Here is a 21449-nt window from a genome sequence, read left to right on the forward strand (position 1 = left end):
TTCGATCTCTCCGTCCCGTTAGGCTGCTTTGCCTTGTTCTCGGCCCTTACGGGGATGTACGCCTCCCCGGTCCGATCACGAACCGGAGTCGACCCTACCGGTCACCGCTGCGCACACAAGTCCCGCCTCCCCTCCACGAATTGAGCGCGCGACTGCCACGGGCGCGAACTGTCGTTTCCTTCAATTACCGGGCGCGGGACACCAATTCATAGGCTTCCCACAGATCCATGCCCATGTACGAGTGGGTCGAGATATCGGACAGATAGTGGTCCGCGTTGACGGCGACCGAAAGCGGCACCGCGGCGAACAACTCCTTGTCCGAGGCCGAGTCCCCATAGGCGACGCAGTCCGCTCGCGTCACCCCGAACTCCTCGCACAACCGGTCGGCGATCAGAACCTTGGCCCGCGCGTTGAGCACTCCGGCCGGGTCCACTGGCTCGGTGAAGGGCACCGCCGGAAAGCGGGATCCGTAGGCCGCGTGTGCTCCCCAGCCGATGAGCCGCTCCACGAAGAAGGATGGCGAGAGGGAGACGACCGCACAGTATTCGCCCCGGCCTCTGATCTCCGCCCAGACGTCACGGATCCGCGCCAACCACGGGGCACCTTCAAAGGCCGTCGTGACATGCGCCTCGGTCAGGTCCGCCCACATGGCATAGACCTCCTGCGCGTACTCCGGCGGACCTATCAGCCCGGCTCCGATCGCCTGATCCAGTGCCACCGTCTCGGCCTCCAGGCCAAGCTGCCGGGAAATCTCCACGGGCGCGGTCGTGCCGTACAGCAACGTGCCGTCGAGGTCGAAGAGATGAAGTCTCGCCATACCCGCGAGGCTACTGGGGTCATGACCATCGGCCATCACCGCGACGACCATCCGACGGCCGCCGTTCTTCGATGTTTCACGTGAAACATCCCGCATCTGTTCGCTTGCTGTGCGGATGGCTACGACATGGCCAAAAGCTCGTGTGTCCCTCAGGAAACGGGTGGACGCCGGGTGCACCTCTCGGACAGCCTGACCTGCGTGCCGATTCCTTCTCTCGCCGCTCTCCCCATCCGCCGTCTGACGCTCCGCGACCTCACCGCCTGCGCCGACTTGTCCGAGGACCGGGGGTGGCCACGCGAGGAGCACAAGTGGAGCTTCCTTCTCGCGGCCGGGAAGGGGTACGGCATCGACGACCCCGACGGGGGTCTCGTCACCGTCTGCGTCGTCACCGAGTACGGCCCGTACGGCCGCCCCGATCTGGCAGCAATCGGGATGGTGCTGGTCGCCGAGCGGCACGCCCGCCAGGGCATCGGGCGTCGGCTGATGCGCCATGTCCTCTCCGACATGGGCACCACGCCCTTGACGCTCCACGCGACACCCAACGGCCGCCCGCTCTACGAGGAGCTGGGCTTCAAAGTCACCGGTCGGGCGGAGATGGTGCGGGGACACTTCGTGCCGGGCCGCCCCGAGCGCACGGTGGCCACGCGGGCGGCCACGGCAGAGGACCTCTCCGCGATCCTCCGGCTCGACGAGGAGGTGCTCGGTACCGACCGCACGCACCTCATCACCCGCCTGCCCGCCTTCGCCGACCAGTTGCGTGTCGCCGAGGAGAACGGCCGGATCGTCGGGTACGCGGCCGCGTGGCCCAACACCTCCAGCGATGTGGTGGGCCCGCTGGTCGCCCGTGACACCCGGGCGGCACAGGCCCTGATCGCCTCGCTCGCCGACGGCACCGACCGCCCGCTGCGCACCGACATCGACGTACGGCACGAAGAGCTGCTGGCGTGGGTGAAGGCGCGCGGTCTGGCGTCCGTCGCGGTCAACGCGGTCATGACGTACGGGCTCCCGGAACTGCCCGGGGACTGGACCCGACGGTTCGCCCCGCTGACCGTCGCGGCGCTCTGAGAGCTCGGACAGGACACGGCTCAGTGGTGCGCGGTGGCCCGCCGGTCCGCCGGTGTCGCTCCCGCGACCACTGTGCTGCGCGTACCGTCACGGCGCTCCAGCGCGGCTGAGAGCAGCGCGAGGAGCAGTGCCGCGGCGGCCAGGGCTGCACCCACCCAGTTGGGCGCGGTGTAGCCGAACCCGGCCGAGATCACCAGGCCGCCGAGCCAGGCCGAGAGGGCGTTGCCGAGGTTGAAGGCACCGATGTTCACGGCCGAGGCGAGGGTGGGGGCGCCGTGCGCCTGGTCGAGGACCCTCTTCTGCAGCGGCGGGACGGTGGCGAAGCCCAGCGCGCCGACGAGGGCGATGGTGACCGCCGCGAGGACCTTGCTGTGGGCGGTCAGCGTGAAGAGGGCGAGCACGACGGCCAGGGCACCCAGGGAGACGTAGAGCATCGGCATCAGCGCCCGGTCGGCGTACCGGCCGCCGACGAGGTTGCCGCCGACCATGCCGAGTCCGAAGAGCACGAGCAGCCAGGTCACCGAGCCGTCGGCGAAGCCGGTGACGTGGGTCGTCATCGGCGCGATGTAGGTGATGGCCGCGAAGACACCGCCGAAGCCGAGAACCGTCATCGCCATCGCGAGCAGGACCTGGGTGTTCTTGAAGGCGGCCAGTTCGTGCCTCAGCCGCACACCCTGCGGCCGGGGCATCTCGGGGACGAGCCGGGCGATGCCGGCCAGGCCCGCGACACCGAGCGCCGCCACGAGGGCGAAGGTGACGCGCCAGCCGACGCTCTGGCCGATGAGCGTGCCGAGCGGGACGCCGACGACGTTGGCGACGGTCAGGCCGGTGAACATCATGGCGATGGCTCCCGCCTTCTTGTCCGGGGCGACCAGATCGGCCGCGACGACCGCGCCGATGCCGAAGAAGGCGCCGTGGGCCAGGGACGCGACCACCCGGCCGATCAGCATGACGGCGAACGTGGGGGCGAGCGCGGAGAGCAGGTTGCCGACGATGAACAGGCCCATCAGCAGCATCAGCATCCGCTTGCGGGAGACCTTGGTGCCGAGGACGGTCATCAGCGGGGCGCCGAGCATCACGCCGAGCGCGTAGCCGGTCACCAGGAGGCCGGCGGCGGGGATGGAGACCCCGAAGTCGTCCGCCACCTCGGGCAGCAGGCCCATGATGACGAACTCGGTCGTGCCGATTCCGAAGGCCCCGATCGCGAGGGCCACGAGCGCAAGCGGCATGAGGGAGTACACCTTCCCAGATGATTGCAGAGGCGTGTTACACACGTAGACAATAGTTGCAGACGCTCTCTAGTTGCAAACGAGGGCTATTTCGAGATGGAGCCGACGATAGGGTGCACCTCATGGGAGATCTTGAAATCCGGCCCGCCACCACGGATGACGTCTCCGCGATCGTCGGCATGCTCGCCGACGATCCCCTCGGCGCCCAGCGGGAGTCACCGGACGACCTGGCCCCCTACCTGAGCGCGCTGGAGCGCCTCTGCGCCGATCCGAACCAGCACCTGATGGTCGCCGTCCGCGACGGTCGCGTCGTCGGCACCCTCCAGCTCACGATCGTCCTGGGACTGTCCCGGCGCGGCGCGACTCGGTCGATCATCGAGGGTGTCCGTATCCACGCCGACGAGCGCGGCAGCGGCCTGGGCACCCAGCTCATCCAGTGGGCGATCGACGAATCCCGGCGCCAGAACTGCCAGTTGGTGCAGCTGACCTCCGACAGCACCCGCACCGACGCCCACCGCTTCTACGACCGCCTCGGCTTCACGGCCTCCCACGTGGGCTTCAAGCTGCCCCTGTGACCGATCAGGTCTGGGCCATGTCCACAAAGCGGGAGTAGTGGCCCTGGAAGGCGACGGTGATGGTCGCCGTCGGACCGTTACGGTGCTTGCCCACGATGATGTCGGCCTCGCCGGCTCTCGGCGACTCCTTCTCGTAGGCGTCCTCGCGGTGCAGCAGGATGACCATGTCGGCGTCCTGCTCGATGGATCCGGACTCACGCAGGTCCGACACCTGCGGCTTCTTGTCCGTGCGCTGCTCGGGACCACGGTTGAGCTGCGAGAGCGCGATCACCGGTACCTCCAGCTCCTTGGCCAGCAGCTTGAGGTTACGGGACATGTCCGAGACCTCCTGCTGACGGCTCTCGGAGCGCTTGCCCGACTGCATCAGCTGGAGGTAGTCGATGATCACCAGCTTGATGTCGTTGCGCTGCTTCAGGCGCCGGCACTTCGCGCGGATCTCCATCATCGACAGGTTCGGGGAGTCGTCGATGTAGAGCGGTGCGGAGGACACCTCCGGCATCCGGCGCGCCAGCCGCGTCCAGTCCTCGTCCGTCATGGTGCCCGAGCGCATGTGGTGCAGGGCCACCCGCGCCTCGGCGGACAGCAGACGCATCGCGATCTCGTTGCGCCCCATTTCGAGCGAGAAGATGACGCTGGGCAGGTTGTTCTTGATCGAGGCCGCGCGCGCGAAGTCCAGCGCGAGCGTGGACTTTCCCATGGCGGGACGGGCCGCGATGACGATCATCTGGCCCGGGTGCAGGCCGTTGGTGAGCGAGTCGAGGTCCGTGAAGCCGGTGGGCACACCGGTCATCTCGCCGCTGCGCGAGCCGATCGCCTCGATCTCGTCGAGCGCGCCCTCCATGATGTCGCCGAGCGGCAGGTAGTCCTCGCTCGTGCGCTGCTCGGTGACCGCGTAGATCTCGGCCTGGGCCCGGTTGACGATCTCGTCGACGTCGTCGTCGGCCGCGTATCCCATCTGGGTGATGCGCGTACCCGCCTCGACCAGACGGCGCAGGACGGCCCGCTCATGGACGATCTCGGCGTAGTACTCGGCGTTCGCCGCCGTCGGCACCGTCTGGACTAGGGTGTGCAGATACGATGCCCCGCCGACCTTGTTGATCTCGCCGCGCTTGGTGAGCTCGGCGGCGATCGTGATGGGGTCGGCAGGCTCGCCCTTGGCATAGACGTCGAGGATCGCCTGGAAGATCGTCTCGTGGGCCGGCTTGTAGAAGTCGTGCCCCTTGATCACCTCGACGACGTCGGCGATGGCGTCCTTGGACAGCAGCATGCCGCCGAGGACGGACTGCTCGGCGTCCAGGTCCTGCGGCGGAACCCTCTCGAAGGAGCTGCCCCCGCCGTCCCACTCGCCACTGTCCCGGCCGCGGTCGTGCTGCTCGTCGCGGCCTCGTCCCCCTTCGCCGCGGCGGCGCGAGGACGGCAGACGATCACCGGGACCGCTGTCGGCCCACGGGTCGTCCAAGGGCTCGGAAATGCTCACCGAGCCACCTCCTCCCGTCCGCCGAGCGGACCTCGCCGTGCCTCTCTTTCTACGGCACGGCACTGACAAATGAGAGGCCCAACTCCGGTTCGGGCGCGTCGGATTTGTGACGGTTTCCCGGCCGACGGACGGAGTGGGCGCCGGACCACCGTAGGCCCGCGGACGACGTCAGCCAATCTGGTTATCCACAGGCCATGTGGACGACGGCCCGGATGCTGTGGAGAACTCCGCAAAACCTGTGCACGACCCGGTGGACAGCCCTGTGAACAAGCTCCGCCTCTTCTTCAAACGGCCGCTCTGACCTGCGTCTTCATCGTCCACCGGCTGTGCAGAAGAAAAACTTTCCCAGTCGGCTCAAGATCACTTCGAGCCGCGCGCACCCACGCGCGCCACAGCTCCACAAGTAAGGGTCTCTACTCAATTGCATCTCTTACCTGTGGACGATTAGATTGGTGCTCATGACACAGGCTTCCGCGACCCCCGAGGTCCCCCGGCGACAGCACGACCGCGAGATCGTCGCACTCGCCGTTCCGGCCTTCGGTGCCCTCGTCGCCGAACCCCTCTTCGTCATGGCCGACAGCGCGATCGTCGGCCACCTCGGCACCGCCCAACTCGCCGGTCTCGGCGTCGCCTCGGCCCTCCTCATGACAGCCGTCAGCGTCTTCGTCTTCCTCGCCTACGCAACCACGGCCGCCGTCGCCCGACGCGTCGGCGCGGGCGACCTCTCCGCCGCCATCCGGCAGGGCATGGACGGCATCTGGCTCGCCCTGCTGCTCGGCGCGGCCGTCATCGCGGTCGTCCTGCCCACCGCGCCGTCCCTCGTGGGACTCTTCGGCGCCTCCGACACCGCCGCCCCCTATGCCACCACCTATCTGCGGATCTCGGCCCTCGGCATTCCCGCCATGCTCGTGGTGCTCGCCGCGACCGGCGTCCTGCGTGGCCTCCAGGACACCAGGACCCCGCTCTACGTCGCCGTCGCGGGCTTCGTCGCCAACGCCGCCCTCAACGTGGGACTCGTCTACGGCGCCGACCTCGGCATCGCCGGCTCCGCCTGGGGCACCGTCATCGCGCAGTGCGGCATGGCCGCCGCCTATCTCGTGGTCGTCGTCCGGGGCGCCCGCAGACACGGCGCTTCCCTGCGCCCGGATGCCGCAGGGATCAGGGCCTCCGCCCAGGCGGGCGTCCCTCTCCTGGTCCGCACGCTCTCCCTGAGGGCGATCCTGATGATCGCCACAGCCGTCGCAGCCCGTCTGGGGGACGCGGACATCGCCGCTCACCAGATCATCCTGTCCCTGTGGAGCCTGCTCGCCTTCGCCCTCGACGCGATCGCCATCGCCGGACAGGCCATCATCGGGCGCTACCTGGGAGCCGGCGACACCGAGGGCGCCCGCCGGGTGTGCCGTCGGATGGTGGAGTGGGGCATCGCGGTGGGCATCGGGCTCGGGGTGCTGGTCGTCCTCTCCCGCCCGCTGTTTCTCCCCTTGTTCACCGGCGACTCCCTGGTGAAGGACGCAGCTCTGCCCGCGCTGGTGATCGTGGCTCTCTCGCAGCCGATCTGCGGTGTGGTCTTCGTGCTGGACGGCGTACTGATGGGTGCTGGCGACGGACCGTATCTCGCCTGGGCCATGGTCGCCACGCTCGCCGTCTTCGCCCCAGTGGCCCTGCTCGTCCCGGCGTCAGACGGCGGACTCACCGCCCTGTGGGCGGCGATGACCCTGATGATGGCCGTACGCATGCTGACCCTCTGGCTGCGTACCCGCTCGGGCCGTTGGCTCGTCACCGGCGCGACCCGCTGACCGTTTCACGTGAAACATCGCGGGTCGTCACGTTTCACGTGAAACACCACGAGCGCCACCTCAGCCGCTGACCATCACCACGCAAGCAAGAGGGGCCGTACCCGCATGGGTACGGCCCCTCTCGGAACTGCTCAAGCCGAGCGCAGCGATCAGGCCGCGACGACCTCGATGTTGACCTTGGCGGCAACCTCGGGGTGCAGACGCACGGACGTCTCGTGGGCGCCCAGGGTCTTGATGGGCGAACCCAGCTCGATGCGGCGCTTGTCGACCTCGGGGCCACCGGAAGCCTTGATCGCGGACGCGATGTCGGCCGGGGTGACGGAACCGAAGAGACGACCGGCGTCGCCGGAGCGGACGGCCAGACGGACCCGGACACCCTCAAGCTGGGCCTTCACAGCGTTGGCCTGCTCGATGGTCTGGATCTCGTGGATCTTGCGAGCACGACGGATCTGCTCGACGTCCTTCTCGCCACCCTTGGTCCAGCGGATCGCGAAGTTCCGCGGGATCAGGTAGTTGCGAGCGTACCCGTCCTTGACGTCGACGACGTCGCCCGCGGCGCCGAGGCCAGAGACCTCGTGGGTGAGGATGATCTTCATGAGTCGGTCACCCTTCCCTTATCGCGCGGTGGAGGTGTAGGGCAGCAGCGCCATCTCACGGCTGTTCTTGACGGCCGTGGCGACGTCACGCTGGTGCTGCGTGCAGTTGCCGGTCACGCGGCGGGCACGGATCTTGCCGCGGTCGGAAATGAACTTCCGCAGCATGTTCGTGTCCTTGTAGTCCACGTACGTGACCTTGTCCTTGCAGAAAGCGCAGACCTTCTTCTTAGGCTTGCGCACAGGCGGCTTCGCCATGGTGTTTCTCCTGTGTGATCAAGAAGTGTGGGTACGACCCACCCCTCGGCCCGAGGCCTAGAAGGGGGGCTCGTCCGAGTAGCCGCCGCCACCGCCGCCGGAGTTTCCACCCCAGCCGCCGCCACCGCCGCCGCCCTGGTTGCCACCGGCAGGAGCGCCGGTCGCCCACGGGTCGTCGGCGGGAGCACCGCCGCCCTGCTGGCCGCCGCCGGAGTTTCCACCCCAGCCGCCGCCACCCTGGCCGCCACCGCCACCGCCGCCGTAACCGCCCTGGCCACCGCGACCGGCACCGCCAGCCGTCTTGGTGACCTTGGCCGTGGCACTGCGCAGGCTGGCGCCGACTTCCTCGACGTCCAGCTCGTAGACCGTGCGCTTGACACCCTCACGGTCCTCGTAGGACCGCTGCTTCAGCCGGCCCTGCACGATGACGCGCATGCCTCGCTGGAGCGACTCCGCGACGTTCTCCGCCGCCTGACGCCAGACCGAGCAGGTCAGGAAGAGGCTTTCGCCGTCCTTCCACTCGTTGGTCTGACGGTCGAAGGTGCGGGGAGTGGACGCGACACGGAACTTCGCGACCGCCGCACCGGAGGGGGTGAAGCGCAGCTCGGGGTCATCGACAAGATTGCCGACGACCGTGATGACGGTCTCGCCTGCCATGGGGAACCTCTCGGCGGGTTTGCTGCTCTGGCTGCTTGGTTGCTGCTACTCGAATCCCGGGATCAGCTGAGCGGAAGCTCAGTGGGTCTCGGGGCGGAGGACCTTGGTCCGGAGGACCGACTCGTTCAGGTTCAGCTGGCGGTCGAGCTCCTTGACGACCGCAGGCTCGGCCTGCAGGTCGATGACCGAGTAGATGCCCTCGGGCTTCTTCTTGATCTCGTACGAGAGCCGACGACGGCCCCAGGTGTCGACCTTCTCGACCTTCCCGTTGCCCTCACGGACGACGGAGAGGAAGTTCTCGATCAGGGGGGCGACAGCGCGCTCCTCCAGATCGGGGTCGAGGATGACCATCACCTCGTAGTGACGCATGTGGAACCCACCTCCTTTGGACTCAGCGGCCACGGTCGTTCCGTGGCAGGAGGGTTGTGATGCGTACGCAACGGTATCGGCCGCCACTGACAATCGGGGGTGACCTCGCGGTTTACCCGATCGGGCCTGGGCAGACACCGGTGCAGACGGTACAGACTACCCGCACACCGGCTTGCGGTTGAAATCCGGCCCCGGGGACCGTCACTCTGTACACATCGGGTGTGTATGGCGCTACGATGCGCCGCCTTCCGCAGGAGGTGCCCTATGGCACAGGCAATGCGACCCAACACCGTCGGAGGCCTTTTCGCCACGGACGGAAAGCCCCACCCCCTCCAGGACACGCTGCTCGCGGTGACCCTGGTGCTCGGCGTCACGGCGTTCGTCACGGCGATGTTCCACAACCTGCACCTGCTCAGCTCCTGGACCGGCCTGGTGGGGATCCTCACCGGTGCGTACGGCCAGTGGGTCTCCGAGACGACGCGCGAGCGCTTCGGGCTGATCCTCGGCCTCGGCGCGTCCGCGGTCGGCTTCTTCCTCGGCATGGCGCACGGCGGCCTTTTCGGCGGGGTCATCAGCTGACGCCACGGGCACCGGCCCCTCAACACCACCCAAAGCACGGCCAAACGCCTCGGTGATCCTCGAGCCGGGGCGCAGGAACCGTACGCCCAGTCGAGGCGCTCGCAAGGCGCAGTAGGCTTCGGCGCGAGAGCCGGAGCCCCTGTACCCATGGGGACACACCAGCCCGAGGAGCGCCCCGAATGAGCCTGACCCTGAGGACGATCAGTCGCGAGCAGCATCTGGCGTATATCCAGAGCCTGCCGTCGGCGAGCAACATGCAGGTTCCGGCATGGGCCGACGTCAAGACCGAGTGGCGCTCCGAAGGCCTGGGCTGGTTCGACGACCGCACCGGTGAGCTCGTCGGCACGGGTCTCGTCCTCTACCGTCAGCTGCCCAAGATCAAGCGCTACCTCGCCTATCTGCCCGAGGGCCCGGTCATCAACTGGTACGCGCCGAATCTGCACGAGTGGCTGGAGCCGATGCTCGCGCACCTCAAGGAGCAGGGCGCCTTCTCGGTGAAGATGGGCCCGCCGGTGGTGATCCGGCGCTGGGAGGCCAACTCCATCAAGGCGGGCATCCAGAACCCGGACGTGAAGCGGCTGCGGGACATCGAGGCCGACTTCATCGAGCCGCGTGCCTTCGAGGTCCGCGACAAGCTCCGCCGTATGGGCTGGCAGCAGGGCGAGGACGGGGGAGCCGGTTTCGGTGACGTCCAGCCCCGCTACGTCTTCCAGGTGCCGCTCGCCAACCGGTCCCTGGAAGAGGTCCACAAGAACTTCAACCAGCTGTGGCGCCGCAACATCAAGAAGGCCGAGAAAGCCGGCGTGGAGGTCGTCCAGGGTGGTTACGAGGACTTCGACGAATGGCAGCGGCTGTACGAGATCACCGCGGTGCGCGACCACTTCCGGCCCCGCCCGAAGGAGTACTTCCAGCGGATGTGGAAGGTCCTGAACGCCGAGGACCCCAACCGGATGCGGCTGTACTTCGCCCGACACAACGGCGTGAACCTGTCGGCGGCGACCATGCTGATCGTCGGTGGGCACGTCTGGTACTCCTACGGCGCCTCCGACAACATCGGCCGCGAGGTCCGGCCCTCGAACGCGATGCAGTGGCGGATGCTGCGTGACGCCTACGCGCTCGGCGCGACCGTCTACGACCTGCGCGGCATCTCCGACACGCTGGACGAGACCGACCACCTCTTCGGTCTGATCCAGTTCAAGGTGGGCACGGGCGGCCAGGCCGCGGAGTACCTCGGCGAGTGGGACTTCCCGCTCAACAAACTGCTCCACAAGGCGCTCGACATCTACATGTCGCGTCGCTGACGTAGCGTTCTTCGCTTCAATAGCTTCCATACCTCTGATACACCGCAGCCACGAGAAAGGTTCCGGGTCCGGCCATGGCGCTCACGCTCTACGTCGACACCGCGCGCTGGCGTGCGCACCACAAGCACGTGCAGGAGCAGTTCCCGGGGCTGGTGCCGGTCTGCAAGGGCAACGGCTACGGCTTCGGGCACGAGCGGCTGGCGGAGGAGGCCACACGGCTGGGCTCCGACATCCTCGCCGTGGGCACGACCTACGAGGCCGCGCGGATCAAGGACTGGTTCGGCGGTGACCTGCTGGTGCTCACGCCGTACCGGCGGGGCGAGGAGCCGGTCCCGCTGCCCGACCGGGTCATCCGCTCGGTGTCGTCCACCGACGGTGTGTACGGCCTCGTGGGCGCCCGCGTGGTCATCGAGGTGATGTCCTCGATGAAGCGCCACGGCATCAACGAGCAGGACCTGCCGCAGCTGCACGCCGCCATAGAGAACGTCCGCCTGGAGGGCTTCGCCATCCATCTGCCGCTGGACCGCACCGACGGCTCGGACGCCGTCGAGGAGGTCATCGGCTGGATGGACCGGCTGCGCGCCGCCCGGCTGCCGCTGCACACCATGTTCGTCAGCCACCTCAAGGCCGACGAACTCGTCCGGCTGCAGCAGCAGTTCCCACAAACCCGTTTCCGCGCCCGCATCGGCACCCGGCTGTGGCTCGGGGACCACGAGTCCATGGAGTACCGCGGGGCGGTCCTGGACGTCACCCCGGTCTCCAAGGGCGACCGCTTCGGCTACCGGCAGCAGAAGGCGGCCTCGGACGGCTCCCTGGTCGTCGTGGCGGGCGGTACGTCGCACGGAGTGGGCCTGGAGGCGCCGAAGGCCCTGCACGGCGTCATGCCGCGCGCCAAGGGCGTCGCGCGCGCCGGCCTGGCCACCGTGAACCGGAACCTCTCCCCGTTCGTGTGGGGCGGCAAGCAGCGCTGGTTCGCCGAGCCGCCGCACATGCAGGTCTCCATCCTCTTCGTGCCCTCGGACGCCCCGCAGCCCAAGGTGGGGGACGAGCTGGTGGCCCATCTGCGGCACACCACCACGCAGTTCGACCGGCTCGTGGACCGCTGAGCGCGGCACCCACCACGCCGAAAGGCCGTACACGGAACTCCGTGTACGGCCTTTCGCGCACGGCAGCCAAGGGCTGTTCGCTCAGAGCGAACTGCCGTCGGATTCCCGGCCGTTGCCCCACTCCACCTGCGGTCCGTCGTAGTGGGCCGCGTGCCGGGGCGGATGCGCGGCAGCGCCGACGACGAAGACGTCCTCCGCTCCGTCGAGTACTCCGCCCGAGGGATCGTCGTCTCCGGCCTGGCGCACCACGTCCCGTTCCGGCATGACGATGTCGCGCACGACCACGGCGCAGAGGTACGCCGTGCCCAGCAGGTGGATTCCGATGGCCCAGTGGTAGCCGTCGGTCGGCAGACCCTTGTGGGCGGTACCGCTGGTCGTGTACGCGAGGTACAGCCAGATCCCGAGGAAGTACGCGACCTCGCACGCCTGCCAGATCAGGAAGTCCCGCCACTTGGGCCGGGCCAGCACGGCCAGCGGCACCAGCCACAGGACGTACTGGGGCGAGTAGACCTTGTTGGTGAGGATGAACGCGGCGACGATCAGGAACGCCAGCTGGGCGAAGCGCGGCCGACGCGGAGCGGTGAACGTGAGCGCCGCGATGCCCGCACAGCACAGCAGCATCAGCAAAGTGGCGAGCGTGTTGACGGTCTCCGTGCTCAGCGGGTCACTCGAGTTCTGGGCCATGATCAGCCAGAAGGAGCCGAAGTCCACGCCCCGCTCCTGGCTGAACGTGTAGAACTTCGACCAGCCGTCGAAGGCGAAGAGCATCACCGGCAGGTTCACCACGAGCCAGGAGACGGCCGTGCCGGCCACCGCCTTGCCCAGGTCCCGCCACTTGCCCGCACGCCAACACAGCACGAAGAGCGCCCCGAGCAGGAATACGGGATAGAGCTTGGCGGCCGTGGCGAGCCCCAGGAGGACACCGAAGGCGAGTGAACGGCCCCGGGACCACATCAGCATCGCGGAAGCCGTCAGAGCGACCGCCAGCAGGTCCCAGTTGATGGTGGCGGTCAGCGCGAAGGCGGGTGCCAGCGCGACCAGGAGACCGTCCCAGGGGCGGCGGGCCTGCGTCCTGCTGACGCAGACGACGATGATGGCCGCGCAGATCATCAGCATTCCGGCGTTGACCATCCAGTACCACTGTTCCTGGTGCTGGATGCTGCCGCTGCCAGGCGTGAGCCAGGCGGCGACCTCCATGAACACACCGGTCAGCACCGGGTATTCGAGGTATTGCATGTCTCCGGGCAGCTTGTCGAAGTACGGCACGAGCCCGTCGGCGAAGCCGCGGCCCTGGTAGAGGTGCGGGATGTCCGAGTAGCACGCGTGGGTGTACTGGGTGCTGGCTCCGAAGAACCAGCCGCCGTTGTAGCAGGGCGCCTTCTGGACGAGGCCTAGGGCGAACATGCCGATGGCCACCAGCGCGACGACGCGGACGGGCGTCCACCAGGACGACCCGAGCAGCGCGAACCGCCCGAGGGGGCCACCGATGAACTCGCTGCCCCTCCTGGCGATCTCGTCGTCCTTGGTCGGCAGCACCGGGTCCGGCTCGTGCACGCTCGCTGGCGTCGATTCAGCACTGGGCATGCCGCACATCCTGCCGTACGAGACTAGGAATACGCCGAGGGCCGCCGCACCCGGTGGGTGCGACGGCCCATGTTTCACGTGAAACAACCTCGACGGGGCAGACAGGGCATAGGTGGCTAACCGGTTGATCCGCCGAACAAGCCGCCGTTGCCGTTCCCGTTGTTTCCGTTCTCCTCCGTCGACGTGGCCGTCGGTGTGTCCGACACGCCTCCGTCGGTACCGCCGTCACTCGTGCCGCCCGAGTCGTCGCACCCGAAGAACCGGCAGGTCTCGCTCGACGTCGGAGACGGGCTCTGAGTGGTCAGGGTGGGCGTCGGCGACGGGCTCTCGGTGGCCGACTCGGACTCGCTGGGCGTCGGCGTCGGCGTCGGGCTCGGGTCCTCGTTGACGATCTCACCGATGGGCTCCGGCTTCGGGAAGTCCTCCGCCGGCAGGCCCTTCAGCGCCTGGGCCATGTAGTCGTGCCAGATCTCGGCCGGGAACGAGGCACCGTGGATCTTGGCCTCACCACCCGTTCCGTACATCTCCAGGAACTGGCGGTTCTTGTTCTTCTCGTTGTCGTCCATGCGGAACATGGAGATCGCCGTGGACAGCTGCGGGGTGTACCCCACGAACCAGGCGGACTTGTTGCCGTCGGTGGTACCGGTCTTGCCCGCCACCTGACGGCCGGGCAGCTGGGCGTTGGTACCCGTGCCCTTCTCGACCACGGTCTGGAGGACGTCGGTGACGTTGTCGGCGACCTTGGGCTCGAACGCCTCCTTGGTGTCCAACTTGTGGGTGAAGACCGGACCGTCCTTGCTGGTGACCCTCTGGACCGAGTACGGGTCGTTCTGCTTGCCGCTGGCCGCGAAGGTGGCGTACGCGCCGGCCATACGGAGTGCGCTGGGGTCGGAGATCCCGATGGAGAAGGACGGGAAGCTGGTGCCGGTCAGGCTGTTCGGCCTCAGACCCGCGTCGATGGCCGCTTCCTTGACCTTGTCCAGGCCGACGTCCATGCCGAGCTGTACGAAGGCGGAGTTCACCGAGTTCTGCATCGCCTCACGCAGGTCGATCTTGTACGAGGGCGGACTGCCGTACGACTCCTTGCCGTCGTTCTCCTGGAGCCACTCCTTGTCGTCCTTGTCCTTCCAGACGGTTCCGTCGTAGTTCTGGATCTTGAGGTTGTTCTTGCCGCTGAACAGGCTCTTGGCGTTGACGACGGTGCGCTCGTCCTGGGCCTGGCTCTCGCCCAGATCGGGGTCGCGCACACCCCACTTCATCGCGGCCGCTAGCACGAACGTCTTGAACGTCGAACCCACCTGGGCGCCGGTCGCGTCGGCGTTGTTGGTGAAGTGCTTCGTCGCGTCCTCACCGCCGTAGATGGCCTTGATGGCACCGGTCTTCGGATCCACCGACGCGCCACCGAACTGGACGTACTTGTCCGTGTCCGGCCGCTGCTCGGGCTTGATCTTCGCCTTCCGGACCTTGATGATCGCTTTCTCGAGCTCGTCGACCTTCTTCTTGTCGAAGGTCGTGTAGATCGAGTAGCCGCCCCGCTGGAGCTTGTCCGCGGAGACGATGTCGTTGTTGACCAGGTACGCCCGGGCGAGGTCGACCAGGTAGCCGATCTGTCCCTTCAGGTCGGAGTTCGACCGGGGGTTCTTCCAGTTGGGGAGCGTGGTGTACTTCGCCCGCTCGGTGGGGTCGAGATGCCCGTACTCGACCATCTTGTCGAGGGTGTCCTGCATCTGCCGCAGAGCGCGCTTCTGGTTGGCCTCGGGAGTGGCAGCGGAGTCGTAGGCCTGCGCACCCGCCGGGTCGAAGTAGGTGGAGCCCTTGAGCATGGCCGCCAGGAACGCGCACTCACCCGGGTTGAGGTCGTCCGAGTCCTTGTCGAAGTACGCGCGCGCGGCCGCTTGGATGCCGTAGGCGTTGCGCCCGTAGTACGCGGAGTTCAGGTAGCCGGCCATGATGTCGTCCTTCGAGACCGTGGCGCCCACCTTGATGGAGATGAAGATCTCCTTGAACTTGCGGGAGATCGTCTGCGACTGGTCGTCCAGTCGCGCGTTCTTCACGTACTGCTGGGTGATGGTGGAACCACCCTGGGTGTTGCCGCCCCTGGCCATGTTGAACACGGCTCGGGCGATGCCCTTCGGGTCGATGCCGCTGTCCGTGTAGAAGGTCTTGTTCTCCTGCGAGATGACGGCGTACTGCATCGCTTTGGGGATCTGCGCGAGGTTGACCTCCTGGCGGTTCGTCTCCCCACCCGTGGCCACCATCTCGTCCCCGTTGGCCCAGTAGTAGACGTTGTTCTGCGCCGTCGCGGACAGCGCGACGTCGGGCACGCTCACCATCGCGTAACCGACGCCGGCGATTCCGACCAGGCTCCCGATGAAGCCGATGAACAGACCCGTCACCAGCTTCCAGGACGGGATCCAGCGCGCCGCTCCGTACTTGCCCGCACGCGGATAGTCGATGAACCGCTTCTTCGCGGGGGGCGCCGAGCGTCCCCGGCCCCGTCCGGGACCGGGGGGAGCCCCACGACGGCCGCCGCGGGGTGGCTCGGCAGCTCTGCGGCGGCTGCCGCCCGTGCTTCTCTGCGCGGCCCGGCGGGCCTCGGCGCGGCCGCCGTACGGACGCTCCTCGCCTCCCGGGTCGTAGGACTCCGACTCCTGGGCGCTCACCCCATACAAGCCGGAAGGAGACCCGGTGGCGCCTCGCGGTGCACGGCGGCCGGAGGAAGAGCCGGACTGGCCGCGGCGGGCCGCGGCACGTCCACCCTCCTGCGACTGCGGCAGTTTGCGACGGTGCTCGCTCATCGAACGACTACTCCTCGGGCAGGCGCACCTTTGCGCGCCTGGAAGCGGCGGCTGGTTTCCGGTCCCCCCGAAGTACGGATGCGGTCGGTTCCGCATTCATCCGTACTGCACCAGGACAGCGACGAACCCCAAACGTCACTCGGTCCCCGGTGATGTGCATGCCGCACAGACTACGCACCGCCAAAACCCGCCGAGCCCCGAAGTTCACCCCAAATCAGGCAACTTGATCAACCTGAATCAGTGATGTGATCCCGTTCACCATCCCTCCTCTTGTCGCTTTCGGAAGGCCGTTCTATCGTCTTGATGTATCGAGTCGATACATCGGTGCGAGACATGACGAGGAGGCGACGATGAGCCGGCGTTCCGGGATCCTCGAATTCGCCGTCCTCGGACTGCTCCGTGAGTCCCCGATGCACGGCTACGAGCTGCGCAAACGACTGAACACGTCACTGGGCGTGTTCCGTGCGTTCAGCTACGGCACGCTCTACCCCTGCCTCAAGACGCTGGTCGCGAACGGCTGGTTGATCGAGGAACCGGGGCACACCACCGAGGACGCGCTCGCCGCACCACTCGCAGGGCGTCGCGCCAAGATCGTCTACCGGTTGACGGCGGAAGGTAAGGAGCACTTCGAGGAGCTGCTCTCGCAGACGGGCCCCGACGCGTACGAGGACGAGCACTTCGCGGCTCGTTTCGCCTTTTTCGGGCAGACCTCGCGCGACGTCCGCATGCGAGTCCTCGAAGGCCGGCGCAGCCGGCTGGAGGAGCGCCTGGAGAAGATGAGTGCCTCGCTGGCACGCACCCGGGAGCGACTCGACGACTACACGCTTGAGCTCCAGCGCCACGGGATGGAGTCCGTGGAGCGCGAAGTGCGCTGGCTGAACGAGCTCATCGAGAGCGAGCGGGCCGGCCGGGACCTAAAGGGCCCCGGCCATGGAGAGCCCACTCGTGACACCACAGAGGGAGCGCCGGGCGTCCTGCCCCGGCCCGGGGACACCCCCGGTCCGGATACGCCCGGCGACACCGCCACGTGAGGTCCCTGCCAGGACCTCACTCGTACACACAGGGAGCAACCGGAATGGGTTCGGTTCGCGTAGCCGTCGTCGGCGTGGGCAACTGCGCCGCGTCGCTGGTTCAGGGAGTCGAGTACTACAAGGACGCCGACCCGGCGTCGAAAGTCCCCGGGCTGATGCACGTCCAGTTCGGCGACTACCACGTCCGTGACGTCGAGTTCGTCGCCGCCTTCGACGTGGACGCGAAGAAGGTCGGCCTCGACCTCGCGGACGCCATCGGCGCCTCCGAAAACAACACCATCAAGATCTGCGACGTGCCGAACACCGGCGTGACCGTCCAGCGCGGCCACACCCTCGACGGCCTCGGCAAGTACTACCGCGAGACTATCGAGGAGTCCGCCGAGACCCCGGTCGACGTCGTCCAGGTCCTCAAGGACAAGCAGGTGGACGTCCTCGTCTGCTACCTGCCCGTCGGCTCCGAGGACGCGGCGAAGTTCTACGCCCAGTGCGCCATCGACGCCAAGGTCGCCTTCGTCAACGCCCTCCCGGTCTTCATCGCCGGCACCAAGGAGTGGGCGGACAAGTTCACCGCGGCGGGCGTCCCGATCGTCGGCGACGACATCAAGTCCCAGGTCGGCGCCACCATCACGCACCGCGTCATGGCGAAGCTGTTCGAGGACCGCGGTGTCGTCCTGGACCGCACGATGCAGCTGAACGTCGGCGGCAACATGGACTTCAAGAACATGCTGGAGCGCGACCGCCTGGAGTCCAAGAAGATCTCCAAGACGCAGGCCGTCACCTCCCAGATCCCCGACCGGGAGCTCGGCGAGAAGAACGTCCACATCGGCCCGTCCGACTACGTCGCCTGGCTCGACGACCGCAAGTGGGCCTACGTCCGTCTCGAAGGTCGCGCCTTCGGTGACGTCCCGCTGAACCTGGAGTACAAGCTCGAGGTCTGGGACTCCCCGAACTCCGCCGGTGTCATCATCGACGCCCTGCGCGCCGCGAAGATCGCCAAGGACCGCGGCATCGGCGGCCCGATCCTGTCGGCCTCCAGCTACTTCATGAAGTCCCCGCCGGTCCAGTACTTCGACGACCAGGCCCGCGAGAACGTCGAGAAGTTCATCAAGGGTGAAGTCGAGCGCTAGAGCTCGCTGAAAACGCTCCTGCCAGGGCTGTCGAGGGTCCCCGGGTGGTATCACCCGGGGACCCTCCTCGTATGTGAGGCTGTGCCCCATGTCCGTCGTGCGTGATCTCCGCGTCCTCATGCGCTTCCGGGACTTCCGGCGCCTGCTCTCCGTGCGCCTGCTCTCCCAGGGAGCCGACGGCGTCTTCCAGATCGCGCTCGCCGCCTACGTCGTCTTCTCCCCGGAGAAACAGACCTCCGCCACCGCGATCGCCTCCGCGATGTCGGTCCTGCTGCTCCCCTACTCCCTGGTGGGCCCCTTCGCCGGCGTCCTCCTGGACCGCTGGCGACGCCGCCAGGTCTTCCTCTACGGCAACCTGGTGCGCGCCCTGATGGCCTCCGCGACGGCCGTGCTGATGGTCAGCGACGCCCCGGACTGGCTCTTCTACGTCTCGGCCCTGTGCGTCACCGCCGTCAACCGCTTCGTCCTCTCCGGACTGTCCGCCGCCCTGCCCCGGGTCGTCGACGACGAGCGTCTGGTCATCGCCAACTCCCTGTCCCCGACGGCCGGAACACTCGCCGCGACCGCGGGCGGCGGCCTCGCCTTCGTGGTCCGGCTGCTGGGTGGCGACTCCGACGCCGCCGTGGTGCTGCTGGGCGCGGCGCTGTACCTGTGCGGAGCCCTCGCCTCCCTGCGCATGGCGCCGGAACTGCTCGGTCCCGACCGCGAGTTGATCCAGCCCCGGCTCTCCTCGGCACTAGCCGGAACCGCCCGCGACCTGGTGGCAGGTGTACGGCACCTCGCCGATCCCGCACGTCGACAGGCCGCCTGGGCGCTCGGCGCGATGTCCCTGATGCGGTTCTGCTACGGCGCCCTGCTCGTCATGGTGCTGATGCTCTGCCGGTACACGCTCACTTCGAACCCTGACGACGGACTCGCCCTGCTGGGACTGGCGTTGGGTATCTCCGGAGCCGGTTTCTTCGCGGCCGCCGTCTTCACGCCCTGGGCCGCGGGGCGCCTCGGCCCGCAGCGCTGGATCGTCGTGTGCGCGGCGGCGGCCGCGGTCCTGGAGCCGGCCCTCGGCCTTTCCTTCAGCACCGCCCCCATGCTCATAGCGGCCTTCATCCTCGGGCTCACCACTCAAGGCGCGAAGATCGCCACGGACACCATCGTGCAGTCCTCGGTCGAGGACGGCTTCCTGGGCCGGATCTTCTCCGTCTACGACGTTCTGTTCAACATCGCCTTCGTGGGCGCGGCCGCCGTGGCCGCCCTGATGCTGCCCCCCGACGGCCGTTCGGCGACCTTGGTGGTGACCGTCGCCGTCCTGTACGCGGGAGTCGCCGGAGCAATGACGAAGGTGCGATGTTTCACGTGAAACATCGCACCTCGGTTTGCTGTCCTCGACCTTCCGGAGCGGGGGTCATGTTTCACGTGAAACATGACCCCCGTTTCACGCCCTAGCCCTGCTCGGCCCACCACTCCTTGAGCGCGGCCACCGCCTCGTCGTATTCCATCGGACCGTTCTCCAGACGGAGCTCCAGCATGTGCTTGTACGCATTGCCCACCGCCGGACCGGGCCTCACACCGAGGATCTCCATGATCTGGTTGCCGTCGAGGTCGGGCCTGATCGCGTCCAGCTCCTCCTGTTCCTGGAGCTGGGCGATCCGCTCCTCCAGGCCGTCGTAGGCCCTTGAGAGCGTCGCCGCCTTGCGCTTGTTGCGGGTCGTGCAGTCCGAGCGGGTCAGCTTGTGCAGCCGGTCGAGCAGCGGGCCGGCGTCCCGGACATAGCGGCGGACCGCCGAGTCCGTCCACTCCCCGGCGCCGTAGCCGTGGAAGCGTAGATGGAGTTCGACGAGCCGAGAAACATCCTTCACCAGCTCGTTGGAGTACTTGAGAGCCGTCATGCGTTTCTTGGTCATCTTGGCGCCGACCACCTCGTGGTGGTGGAAGGAGACCCGGCCGTCCTTCTCGAAGCGACGGGTGCGCGGCTTGCCGATGTCGTGCAGCAGCGCGGACAGGCGGAGGGTCAGGTCGGGCCCGTCCTTCTCCAGCTCGATGGCCTGCTCCAGGACGATCAACGTGTGCTCGTAGACGTCCTTGTGCCGGTGGTGCTCGTCGCTCTCCAGCCGCAGCGCCGGCAGCTCCGGCAGTACATGGTCGGCGAGCCCGGTGTCGACCAGGAGTGTCAGGCCCTTGCGTGGGTGGGTCGAGAGAACGAGCTTGTTCAGCTCGTCCCGCACCCGCTCGGCGGAGACGATCTCGAGCCGCCCGGACATCTCCCGCATCGCGGTGACCACCTCGGGCGCCACCTCGAAGTCGAGCTGGGCGGCGAAGCGTGCGGCCCGCATCATCCGCAGCGGGTCGTCCGAGAAGGAGTCCTCGGGGGTACCCGGCGTCCGCAGCACCCGGGCCGCGAGGTCATCGAGGCCGCCGTGCGGATCGATGAACTTCTTCTCCGGGAGGGCGACGGCCATCGCGTTCACCGTGAAGTCACGCCGGACGAGGTCCTCCTCGATGGAGTCGCCGTACGACACCTCGGGCTTGCGCGAGGTCCGGTCGTACGCCTCGGACCGGTAGGTGGTGACCTCGATCAGGTAGCCGTCCTTCTGCGCCCCCACCGTGCCGAAGGCGATCCCGACCTCCCAGACGGCGTCGGCCCACGGACGGATGATCTTGAGCACGTCCTGGGGGCGCGCGTCGGTCGTGAAGTCCAGGTCGTTGCCGAGCCGGCCGAGCAGCGCGTCCCGGACCGAGCCGCCGACCAGGGCGAGAGAGAACCCGGCCTCCTGGAAACGACAGGCGAGGTCGTCGGCGACGGGCACGACCTGTAGCGGTTCGCTCACCGTGTGGTCGGTCACCTGGGCACTGAGGCTGTCTTCGTTGGCGTTCGGCACAACAGAAGAGGGTACGTGGCCCGGGCGAGGGCGGGCTCCTCCATTAAACGCGCACGGACCGCCCTTCCGGACCTGCACAAGGTCTGCTCGGGAGACTCACGCGTCCTCTCCTCTTCATACGTGCACATTCGGGACAGCACGACGGTGTTCGCCGATCTTGTGGAGCACTCCGCGGCACTTCCCCTCAGCGCGCATCGTTACCATGCGTGGACGC

General features: G+C 67.7%; 19 protein-coding genes. 9 read left to right on the forward strand and 10 right to left on the reverse strand.

Going from position 1 to position 21449, the window contains the following annotated elements:
• Positions 1-184 precede the first annotated feature (184 nt).
• Positions 185-817 (reverse strand): HAD-IB family phosphatase, encoded by a 633-nt coding sequence (locus tag ABZ896_RS08545; RefSeq protein WP_360923989.1) that lies wholly within the window; start codon positions 815-817, stop codon positions 185-187.
• Positions 818-1015: 198 nt separating this feature from the next.
• Here ABZ896_RS08545 and ABZ896_RS08550 point away from each other — a divergent pair, with 198 nt between their 5' ends.
• Positions 1016-1882: a GNAT family N-acetyltransferase gene (locus tag ABZ896_RS08550; RefSeq protein ID WP_360923992.1), complete on the forward strand. Its 867-nt coding sequence runs from the start codon at positions 1016-1018 to the stop codon at positions 1880-1882.
• Positions 1883-1902: 20 nt separating this feature from the next.
• Here the strand turns inward: ABZ896_RS08550 and ABZ896_RS08555 are convergent, their stop codons facing one another.
• The gene (locus ABZ896_RS08555) at positions 1903-3111 is read right to left on the reverse strand and encodes an MFS transporter (protein WP_360923995.1); all 1209 of its coding nucleotides are present in this window, start codon (positions 3109-3111) and stop codon (positions 1903-1905) included.
• Between the two features lie 122 nt (positions 3112-3233).
• Here ABZ896_RS08555 and ABZ896_RS08560 point away from each other — a divergent pair, with 122 nt between their 5' ends.
• Positions 3234-3686, forward strand: a complete 453-nt coding sequence (locus ABZ896_RS08560; protein WP_360923998.1) for a GNAT family N-acetyltransferase — start codon at positions 3234-3236, stop codon at positions 3684-3686.
• Positions 3687-3690: 4 nt separating this feature from the next.
• Here the strand turns inward: ABZ896_RS08560 and dnaB are convergent, their stop codons facing one another.
• Positions 3691-5163 carry a replicative DNA helicase gene (dnaB, locus tag ABZ896_RS08565; protein WP_360924001.1) on the reverse strand — a complete coding sequence of 491 codons (1473 nt, stop codon included), beginning with the start codon at positions 5161-5163 and terminating at the stop codon, positions 3691-3693.
• A gap of 458 nt (positions 5164-5621) precedes the next feature.
• On the opposite strand from dnaB, the gene ABZ896_RS08570 reads away from it, so the two are divergent.
• On the forward strand, positions 5622-6959 hold the full coding sequence (locus ABZ896_RS08570; protein ID WP_360924004.1) for an MATE family efflux transporter: 1338 nt from the start codon (positions 5622-5624) through the stop codon (positions 6957-6959).
• Positions 6960-7108: 149 nt separating this feature from the next.
• Here the strand turns inward: ABZ896_RS08570 and rplI are convergent, their stop codons facing one another.
• The 4 genes from rplI to rpsF form a co-directional block, all read right to left on the reverse strand.
• Complete coding sequence (gene rplI / locus ABZ896_RS08575) at positions 7109-7555, reverse strand: 50S ribosomal protein L9 (protein ID WP_360924007.1); 447 nt, start codon at positions 7553-7555, stop codon at positions 7109-7111.
• Positions 7556-7573: 18 nt separating this feature from the next.
• On the reverse strand, positions 7574-7810 hold the full coding sequence (gene rpsR / locus ABZ896_RS08580) for a 30S ribosomal protein S18 (protein ID WP_003949403.1): 237 nt from the start codon (positions 7808-7810) through the stop codon (positions 7574-7576).
• A gap of 57 nt (positions 7811-7867) precedes the next feature.
• Positions 7868-8467: a single-stranded DNA-binding protein gene (locus ABZ896_RS08585; RefSeq protein ID WP_360924010.1), complete on the reverse strand. Its 600-nt coding sequence runs from the start codon at positions 8465-8467 to the stop codon at positions 7868-7870.
• Between the two features lie 78 nt (positions 8468-8545).
• Positions 8546-8836: a 30S ribosomal protein S6 gene (gene rpsF, locus ABZ896_RS08590; protein WP_007383258.1), complete on the reverse strand. Its 291-nt coding sequence runs from the start codon at positions 8834-8836 to the stop codon at positions 8546-8548.
• Positions 8837-9100: 264 nt separating this feature from the next.
• Here rpsF and ABZ896_RS08595 point away from each other — a divergent pair, with 264 nt between their 5' ends.
• The 3 genes from ABZ896_RS08595 to ABZ896_RS08605 all read left to right on the forward strand — a co-directional run bounded on the left by ABZ896_RS08595 (position 9101) and on the right by ABZ896_RS08605 (position 11822).
• Positions 9101-9415 (forward strand): hypothetical protein, encoded by a 315-nt coding sequence (locus tag ABZ896_RS08595; RefSeq protein ID WP_360924014.1) that lies wholly within the window; start codon positions 9101-9103, stop codon positions 9413-9415.
• A 179-nt stretch (positions 9416-9594) separates the two neighbouring features.
• The gene (locus tag ABZ896_RS08600) at positions 9595-10716 is read left to right on the forward strand and encodes a peptidoglycan bridge formation glycyltransferase FemA/FemB family protein (RefSeq protein WP_360924017.1); all 1122 of its coding nucleotides are present in this window, start codon (positions 9595-9597) and stop codon (positions 10714-10716) included.
• Between the two features lie 74 nt (positions 10717-10790).
• Positions 10791-11822, forward strand: coding sequence for an alanine racemase (locus ABZ896_RS08605; RefSeq protein WP_360924020.1), 1032 nt, complete (start codon positions 10791-10793; stop codon positions 11820-11822).
• 81 nt (positions 11823-11903) lie between these two features.
• Here ABZ896_RS08605 and ABZ896_RS08610 read toward each other — a convergent pair whose 3' ends face one another.
• Both ABZ896_RS08610 and ABZ896_RS08615 read right to left on the reverse strand, forming a co-directional pair.
• Positions 11904-13415, reverse strand: a complete 1512-nt coding sequence (locus tag ABZ896_RS08610; protein WP_360924022.1) for a glycosyltransferase 87 family protein — start codon at positions 13413-13415, stop codon at positions 11904-11906.
• A 107-nt stretch (positions 13416-13522) separates the two neighbouring features.
• Positions 13523-16204 (reverse strand): transglycosylase domain-containing protein, encoded by a 2682-nt coding sequence (locus tag ABZ896_RS08615; protein ID WP_360924025.1) that lies wholly within the window; start codon positions 16202-16204, stop codon positions 13523-13525.
• 350 nt (positions 16205-16554) lie between these two features.
• Between ABZ896_RS08615 and ABZ896_RS08620 the strand changes: the two genes are divergently transcribed.
• The 3 genes from ABZ896_RS08620 (at position 16555) to ABZ896_RS08630 (ending at position 19716) form a co-directional block, all read left to right on the forward strand.
• Positions 16555-17235 (forward strand): PadR family transcriptional regulator, encoded by a 681-nt coding sequence (locus tag ABZ896_RS08620; protein ID WP_020119509.1) that lies wholly within the window; start codon positions 16555-16557, stop codon positions 17233-17235.
• Positions 17236-17279: 44 nt separating this feature from the next.
• Positions 17280-18362: an inositol-3-phosphate synthase gene (locus ABZ896_RS08625; protein ID WP_360924029.1), complete on the forward strand. Its 1083-nt coding sequence runs from the start codon at positions 17280-17282 to the stop codon at positions 18360-18362.
• A gap of 88 nt (positions 18363-18450) precedes the next feature.
• A complete protein-coding gene (locus ABZ896_RS08630) occupies positions 18451-19716 on the forward strand; it encodes an MFS transporter (RefSeq protein WP_360924032.1) in 1266 nt (421 codons plus the stop codon).
• 82 nt (positions 19717-19798) lie between these two features.
• On the opposite strand, the gene ABZ896_RS08635 is transcribed toward ABZ896_RS08630, so the two are convergent.
• On the reverse strand, positions 19799-21235 hold the full coding sequence (locus ABZ896_RS08635; RefSeq protein ID WP_360924035.1) for a CCA tRNA nucleotidyltransferase: 1437 nt from the start codon (positions 21233-21235) through the stop codon (positions 19799-19801).
• Between the last annotated feature and the right edge of the window lie 214 nt (positions 21236-21449).

This window comes from Streptomyces sp. NPDC047072 (genome assembly GCF_040643855.1).
GTDB lineage: Bacteria > Actinomycetota > Actinomycetes > Streptomycetales > Streptomycetaceae > Streptomyces.

What these genes read in the sequence shown, in the direction of transcription:
- rplI (WP_360924007.1), bottom strand. Translation starts at nt 7,555, where the DNA reads ATGAAGATCATCCTCACCCACGAGGTCTCTGGCCTCGGCGCCGCGGGC.
- ABZ896_RS08570 (WP_360924004.1), top strand. Translation starts at nt 5,622, where the DNA reads ATGACACAGGCTTCCGCGACCCCCGAGGTCCCCCGGCGACAGCACGAC.
- ABZ896_RS08595 (WP_360924014.1), top strand. Translation starts at nt 9,101, where the DNA reads ATGGCACAGGCAATGCGACCCAACACCGTCGGAGGCCTTTTCGCCACG.
- ABZ896_RS08625 (WP_360924029.1), top strand. Translation starts at nt 17,280, where the DNA reads ATGGGTTCGGTTCGCGTAGCCGTCGTCGGCGTGGGCAACTGCGCCGCG.
- ABZ896_RS08545 (WP_360923989.1), bottom strand. Translation starts at nt 817, where the DNA reads ATGGCGAGACTTCATCTCTTCGACCTCGACGGCACGTTGCTGTACGGC.
- ABZ896_RS08610 (WP_360924022.1), bottom strand. Translation starts at nt 13,415, where the DNA reads ATGTGCGGCATGCCCAGTGCTGAATCGACGCCAGCGAGCGTGCACGAG.
- ABZ896_RS08560 (WP_360923998.1), top strand. Translation starts at nt 3,234, where the DNA reads ATGGGAGATCTTGAAATCCGGCCCGCCACCACGGATGACGTCTCCGCG.
- ABZ896_RS08605 (WP_360924020.1), top strand. Translation starts at nt 10,791, where the DNA reads ATGGCGCTCACGCTCTACGTCGACACCGCGCGCTGGCGTGCGCACCAC.
- ABZ896_RS08585 (WP_360924010.1), bottom strand. Translation starts at nt 8,467, where the DNA reads ATGGCAGGCGAGACCGTCATCACGGTCGTCGGCAATCTTGTCGATGAC.
- ABZ896_RS08600 (WP_360924017.1), top strand. Translation starts at nt 9,595, where the DNA reads ATGAGCCTGACCCTGAGGACGATCAGTCGCGAGCAGCATCTGGCGTAT.
- rpsR (WP_003949403.1), bottom strand. Translation starts at nt 7,810, where the DNA reads ATGGCGAAGCCGCCTGTGCGCAAGCCTAAGAAGAAGGTCTGCGCTTTC.
- ABZ896_RS08555 (WP_360923995.1), bottom strand. Translation starts at nt 3,111, where the DNA reads ATGCCGCTTGCGCTCGTGGCCCTCGCGATCGGGGCCTTCGGAATCGGC.
- ABZ896_RS08620 (WP_020119509.1), top strand. Translation starts at nt 16,555, where the DNA reads ATGAGCCGGCGTTCCGGGATCCTCGAATTCGCCGTCCTCGGACTGCTC.
- ABZ896_RS08630 (WP_360924032.1), top strand. Translation starts at nt 18,451, where the DNA reads ATGTCCGTCGTGCGTGATCTCCGCGTCCTCATGCGCTTCCGGGACTTC.
- ABZ896_RS08615 (WP_360924025.1), bottom strand. Translation starts at nt 16,204, where the DNA reads ATGAGCGAGCACCGTCGCAAACTGCCGCAGTCGCAGGAGGGTGGACGT.
- rpsF (WP_007383258.1), bottom strand. Translation starts at nt 8,836, where the DNA reads ATGCGTCACTACGAGGTGATGGTCATCCTCGACCCCGATCTGGAGGAG.